A 5982-nucleotide genomic window follows, 5' to 3' on the forward strand; every position below is an offset into this window, starting at 1 on the left:
GCCGTCGCGAAGTGGAGAACGGCAACAAGGGTGACATCACCCGGTTGCAGTTCACTACGAAGTACAGCTTCTAAGAGCGTGCCGGCCAGCGGCCGGCACTACCGCCACCTACGACCAATAGGTGGCAGACAGCCCACACCCCACCGCCCAGAATCGGTCCATCGAACCTGGGAGGGTAGGCGATGGCCTCGACGGCAGCAGTACAGGACGGCTGGATGGCGCGCGCAGCGCTGCGCTCGGCCGCCTGGGCGGAAAAGTGGTTCCCCGATGCGTATGTGTTCGCGGTGCTGGGCGTGGTCATTGTCGCGCTGGCCGCGATGGGCTTCGGTTCGACCCCTCAGGCCACCGCCAGCGCCTTTGGTGACGGCTTCTGGAGCCTGATCCCCTTCACCATGCAGATGGCCTTCGTGGTCATCGGCGGCTACGCCGTGGCGACCGCGCCGGTGGTCGCACGCTTCATCGATTTCCTGGCCCGGGTGCCGCGCACCGGTCGCGGTGCGGTGGTGTACGTGGGCCTGGTCAGCATGCTCGCCTCGCTGCTCAGCTGGGGCTTCTCGCTGGTGTTCGGTGGCCTGCTGGTCCGCGCGCTGGCCCGTCGCACCGAACTGCGCATGGACTACCGCGCCGCCGGTGCGTCGGCCTATCTCGGCCTGGGCGCAGTGTGGGCGATGGGGCTGAGCTCGTCGGCCGCACAGTTGCAGGCCAACCCGGCCAGCATGCCGCCGGGCCTGGTGGAGATCACCGGCGTATTGCCGTTCACCGAAACCATCTTTCTGTGGCAGTCGATCGCCCTGACCGCAGTGCTGATCCTTGTCTCGCTGCTGATCGCCTGGCTGACCGCGCCTGCAGCCGGCAGTGCGCGTACCGCCGAGGAATTTCCCGGCGCTGCGCAGGCCGAGCCGGAACCGCTGCAGCGACGCACGCGCCCGGGCGAATGGCTGGAATACAGCCCGCTGCTGACCGTGCTGCTCTCGCTGCTGGCGTTCGGCTGGCTGTTCAACGAGTTCGCCAACAAGCCGGTGGTCACTGCCATCGCCAACCTCAACACCTACAACTTCCTTTTCATTTCGCTGGGCCTGCTGCTGCACTGGCGCCCGCGCAGCTTCCTCAACGCTGTGGCCAAGGCGGTGCCGAGCACCACCGGCGTGCTGATCCAGTTCCCGCTGTACGGCGGTATCGCGATGATCCTCACCCACGCCGCCGGTGGTGACGGGCAGACCCTGGCGCACCGGCTGTCGAGCCTGTTCGTGCACGTGGCCAGCACCGATAGCTTCGCGCTGGTGATGGGCATCTACTCGGCGGTGCTGGGCTTCTTCGTGCCGTCCGGTGGCGGCAAGTGGATCATCGAGGCGCCGTACGTGATGCAGGCCGCCAACGAGCTGAAGGCGCACCTGGGCTGGGCAGTGCAGGTCTACAACGCGGCCGAAGCGCTGCCGAACCTGATCAACCCGTTCTGGATGCTGCCATTGCTGGGCGTGCTGGGGCTGAAGGCACGCGACATCGTGGGCTTCACCTTCATCCAGTTGCTGGTGCACATCCCGCTGGTGCTGGGCCTGTTGTGGCTGCTGGGCATGACCCTGGCGTATGTGCCGCCGGTGATGCCGTGAGTGCAGGGCTGGCGTCCGTGCGCGAGCAGGACGCCAGCTCCGTTCAGCGCGTGTTTCCAGCAGAGCACGCCATGAATGCGCGCAGTCGGGCTGACGGCATGAGCACATGCCGAACCCATATGAATCCTTCATCGGCTTGTGCCGCAAGGGGCTTTGCCCGTTCATTCACGCGCGTACACACCAATGTAGCCGCCCACCAACGCGCGATTAACTCTTCGCTGCAGACGATGACCCCGTCCACCGCATTCCGCGTGTGGCTTTGGAGATCGGACATGGCACAGCAGAACCAGAACCCGAACCAGAAGCAGCAGGGCCAGCAGAACCAGCAGGATCAGCAGCAGGGGCGTGGCCGCGACCAGCAGCAGCAACAGCAGCAGGAACAGCAGCAGCGCAACCAGCGCAACCAGCAACAGGGTGGGCAGGACGAGGAGGAGTGACTTCGGTACCCACTTCCTGTGATGCGCGAAGCCCCGCCCCGTGCGGGGCTTCGCTTATTCCAGCACGCCAATGCGTTGCAGCACCGGCGCTGCTGACATGTCGTTCGGGTTGGTGCCCGGCTGATCCTGCGGCACCTCCATGCCCATGGCGCGGTAGAGATCGACCCAGTGCCGTGCGATCTGCCCGGTCTTCGGGTTGCGGAAGTTCATCGGCTGCAGTGCGAACACATGGTGCGCACGGAACGCACGTTCGATGAAATCCGAACAGTAGTAGCTGTCCTCATTCAACACATACGACGTGTTGTAGGGCTTGCCCAGCATCATGCGTGCGGTCGCGATCGCATCCTTGATGGCAGCCTGCTGCGATGCGCGCAGCCGATAGACCACGACCTGCCGCTGCTTGCCTCGGGCGTCCTCGCGGAACTGATCCAGCGTCTGCCGGCGCGAGCCTTTCTCATCCGCATGCAGTACCTCCCAGCCGTCTGGCGCCGCAGCGACCAGGGCCACGTGATCGAAGCTGGGTGCGCCCTGCTTGCCGGTGGCATCGTCGATGGCCGCGCTCAGGCCGGCATGGCCGGCGGTGACGAACAGCAGATCGCCTTCCCGGACCTCCAGCGCGGCCGCACCACCAGGCCACAGCGTTGGCAGCAGCAGGGAGAGGGCAAGCAGGAATGCGCGCATGGGGCCAGGGTCGAAGCGTGTGCGGCGTAGTCTAACGGCTGCTGCGATGACGTTGATTTCAGTATTAGTGTGATATTAGTCACAATTCGGCATGTCGGGATATTCCTGACAGCGGATGTTGAAACTGAATTGACCGAGGCATGGCTATCCTTGCCTCCCTACCGCGCCGGAACCGCGCGCGACCGCCCGGAATCAGGAGGATCCCGTGAACCAGCTCCGCCCCGTTGCCCTGCTTGCGCTTGCCCTGGGGCTTGCGCTGTCCGGCTGCAAGCCTGCGCCCCAGGCAGCCCCCGCTGACGCCGCCGTACCGGCTCCGACCAGCACGGCCACCGCCACGACGCCGGCCACGCCGGTTGCCGCGGCCCCGGCAGAGGCTTCTGCCAGCTGCCCCCATCCGGTCTTCGACGACTTCCTCAAGCATTTCGGCAACGAGATCGCGCTGCAGGAAACGTCCACTGCCGATCCGCTGCTGGACAGCCACATCGACAGCGAAGCCGAGCCGGAGCCACGCAAGGTGGAGGAGAAGGTGCCGCTTGCCAAGGTCGAATGGCCGGTGATGCCGGACCCGGCCACGCTGCAGCGCCAGGGCCGCGAGATGCAGGTCACCCGCCTGCCCGATGGCCAGGTACAGGTGCAGATGCGCACTCCCGATACCAGTGACCAGCAGATCTACACCTTTGCCCAGAAGCCGTGCTGGCAACTGGTCAAGCGTGAGGACGAATCGATCTGATCCCTGAGCGACCGCCTGCGAGCGGTCGTGTGATTCACCCAAGGAGCCCCGCATGCGTCTGTCTCCCGTTGCCCCCGTACTGGCCCTGATGCTTGCTGCCTGCAGCGGCCCTGACGCGGCTGCACCGGCGGCCCCTGCTTCCACTGACCCGGCAGCGACGCCGGCCGCGCCTGCGGCTGCCGTTGCGGACCATCCCACCTCTCTTACGCGCGACGAGACCGGCATGCATATCGATTGCCAAGGCACCCGCCTGCACCTGGCGGCCCAGCCCACCCAAGACACGGACGCTTCCCGGCTGACCACGCTGGAAATCGAAAAGGACGGCGCACGCCAGGCCATTGCTGCGCCCAAGGAGATGGACGGCTATACCGCCGTTGGCCTGGCCTGCGTGCAGGACCGCAGCGGTACGCCGTACTTCGTCGTGCAGTACGGTGAACTGCCGTTCGGCTGCAGCTTCTGCGAGTGGTACTACCTGTACGACGCCAGTGGCCGCCAGTTGACCCACAGCACACCGCCGCTGCGCGGCGCGGAAGGCGAGGAGCAGGAGCCCAACAACGACGAGTACGAGAAGTTGATCGACTCGCTCGGCATCAAGCACCCGGAGGTGAACTACATCGAAGACTGAGCGCAGCGGCAGGACGTCGCACGCGCGCTGTGAACGCAGCACTGCAGTACCGCAGTACCAGAAGTACCAGGAGCAGTACCCCTTAAGGAAATTCCCTTTTTCATAGAATGGATAGCACAGACATGGCAGACATCTACCAGGACATGGTCCAGCCCCGCGGGGCGGCCTACAGCAGTGACCGCATCAAACCGTGGAGCCACTACCGCGAGCCGATCGACCAGAGCGATGGCCGCCTGCATGGCAACTCCCGCCGGTGGGGCGATGCGACCCCGGAAGTACAGTCACGGGTGATCGACACGATCATCGAGTCGGCGCGCGAGAAGGGCCTGACCCCACGCGAAACGGCGCACGTACTGGCCATCGCCCGCGTTGAATCGGGTTTCAACCCCGATGCCGCCGCTGGCACCACCTCGGCCTCGGGCCTGGGCCAGTTCATCGACAAGACCGGCAACCACTACCACCTCAACAACCGCAACCGCTTCGACGTCGGCGCACAGTCCGATGCACTGGTTGACCATTACATCGATAACCGCACGCTGGCGCACAAGCGCGGCCAGGGTGAGGAGTACATCTACAAGTACCATCACGACGGCCCGACCCGCGATTACGGCGGCCTCACCCTGTCTGAAAGGAAGGTGATGCCGTACGTGGACAAGTACGAGCGGTTCGTGGAGCAGCGTCTGGGACTGACCCACGGCCAGTCCCAGGGCAGCCACGCGGCCCCCGCCGTAGCTGCGGCCACGCACGCGCAGGCCAAGCCGGCAGCGGCGCATGCCGAAGGCCAGACCCGCAACTTCGAGCAGACGATGCAGGTGATGCTGCCCCCGCAGAACGGGGTCAAGCCGCACATTACCGGTGAGTTCGGCGAACACCGCGCGCACAAGCCGCACGGTGGCACCGACTTCAACTATGTCGGCGGCCAGCACGGCCGTAATCTGCAGCACCCGACCGTCAACGCGCCGATCTCCGGAACGGTGACGTTCGTCGGTGGCGACTACGGTACGGTGAAGATCAGGGATGCACAGGGCAACTCGCACGAGATCCTGCACCTGCAGTCGACCCAGGTGAAGGAAGGCCAGCCGATCAAGGCGGGCGAGCCGATCGGCACCATGGGCGGGCGTGGCCCGGGCGGTGCGGGTCAGTATGCCCAGCACGTGCATTACCAGTTGAAGGATCCGCACGGCAAGCTGCTCAGCCCGCAGGACTTCTGGGACCACGGCAAGCTGAAGGAAACCGGCAAGGGTGGCCATTCGCATGATGCCGACCACAACGGTGTGCTGCGCCAGGGGGCCAAGGGCGAGGAAGTGACTGCGCTGCAGAAGGAACTCAACCGCCTGGGCGTGCGCGACGGCCAAGGCAATCCGCTGAGCGAGGACGGCAAGTTCGGTGCCAATACCAGGGACGCACTGATCGCCTACCAGAAGCAGCACGGGCTCTCCGCCGACGGCGTGGCGGGTCCGGCGACGCTGGGCAAGCTGGCCGAAGGCCGCAGCCATGCCGAGGCGGCGCCGAAGGGGCCGCAGCTGGGCGACAAGGCGCATCCGGATACGCCGCTGCACAATGCGATCCGTGGCCACATGCCGGGCATGATCTGCAACGAGATGAGCGCGCATGTGACCGCCCAGGCCAAGGCCGCCGGCATCGATTCGCCGGAAAAGCTGCAGGGCGTCACCGTGCAGGATGGCAAGGCCTTCGTCGTGGGCACCGTTCCCGGCTTCCGTACTGCGGTGGACATGACCCAGGCGGCACCGAGCCTGCAGGAGACCAGCGCTGCAATGCTGGCCAAGCATGAGCCTTCGCAGCAACACGTGCAGGACGAGCAGCAGCGGGTGGCCATGGGCCGTTGACCGCTGCGTGTGAAGAAGTGTGTGGTATAGGAGGCCGGCCGGGGTAATCCGGCCG

6 protein-coding genes are annotated in these 5982 nt (G+C 65.6%); 5 read left to right on the forward strand and 1 reads right to left on the reverse strand.

Annotated elements, in window-relative coordinates; translation table 11 throughout:
- Positions 1–182: 182 nt before the first annotated feature.
- On the forward strand, positions 183–1607 hold the full coding sequence (locus ABGA94_RS01575) for a short-chain fatty acid transporter (protein ID WP_170944951.1): 1425 nt from the start codon (positions 183–185) through the stop codon (positions 1605–1607).
- A 272-nt stretch (positions 1608–1879) separates the two neighbouring features.
- The gene (locus tag ABGA94_RS01580) at positions 1880–2044 is read left to right on the forward strand and encodes a hypothetical protein (RefSeq protein ID WP_005414774.1); all 165 of its coding nucleotides are present in this window, start codon (positions 1880–1882) and stop codon (positions 2042–2044) included.
- 54 nt (positions 2045–2098) lie between these two features.
- Here the strand turns inward: ABGA94_RS01580 and ABGA94_RS01585 are convergent, their stop codons facing one another.
- The gene (locus ABGA94_RS01585) at positions 2099–2725 is read right to left on the reverse strand and encodes a YiiX/YebB-like N1pC/P60 family cysteine hydrolase (RefSeq protein ID WP_065186583.1); all 627 of its coding nucleotides are present in this window, start codon (positions 2723–2725) and stop codon (positions 2099–2101) included.
- A gap of 205 nt (positions 2726–2930) precedes the next feature.
- Between ABGA94_RS01585 and ABGA94_RS01590 the strand changes: the two genes are divergently transcribed.
- The 3 genes from ABGA94_RS01590 (at position 2931) to ABGA94_RS01600 (ending at position 5927) form a co-directional block, all read left to right on the forward strand.
- A complete protein-coding gene (locus tag ABGA94_RS01590) occupies positions 2931–3455 on the forward strand; it encodes a hypothetical protein (protein ID WP_005420058.1) in 525 nt (174 codons plus the stop codon).
- A 52-nt stretch (positions 3456–3507) separates the two neighbouring features.
- The gene (locus ABGA94_RS01595) at positions 3508–4080 is read left to right on the forward strand and encodes a hypothetical protein (RefSeq protein WP_240431560.1); all 573 of its coding nucleotides are present in this window, start codon (positions 3508–3510) and stop codon (positions 4078–4080) included.
- A gap of 122 nt (positions 4081–4202) precedes the next feature.
- Entirely contained in the window at positions 4203–5927 is a 1725-nt protein-coding gene (locus ABGA94_RS01600) for a peptidoglycan-binding protein (protein ID WP_111128149.1), read from the forward strand.
- Positions 5928–5982: the final 55 nt, after the last annotated feature.

Source organism: Stenotrophomonas sp. 3diitr2024 (assembly GCF_042136455.1).
GTDB classification, from domain to species: domain Bacteria; phylum Pseudomonadota; class Gammaproteobacteria; order Xanthomonadales; family Xanthomonadaceae; genus Stenotrophomonas; species Stenotrophomonas sepilia.

Coding starts and splice junctions, on each gene's coding strand:
- ABGA94_RS01600 (WP_111128149.1), top strand. CDS start 4,203: ATGGCAGACATCTACCAGGACATGGTCCAGCCCCGCGGGGCGGCCTAC.
- ABGA94_RS01595 (WP_240431560.1), top strand. CDS start 3,508: ATGCGTCTGTCTCCCGTTGCCCCCGTACTGGCCCTGATGCTTGCTGCC.
- ABGA94_RS01585 (WP_065186583.1), bottom strand. CDS start 2,725: ATGCGCGCATTCCTGCTTGCCCTCTCCCTGCTGCTGCCAACGCTGTGG.
- ABGA94_RS01580 (WP_005414774.1), top strand. CDS start 1,880: ATGGCACAGCAGAACCAGAACCCGAACCAGAAGCAGCAGGGCCAGCAG.
- ABGA94_RS01575 (WP_170944951.1), top strand. CDS start 183: ATGGCCTCGACGGCAGCAGTACAGGACGGCTGGATGGCGCGCGCAGCG.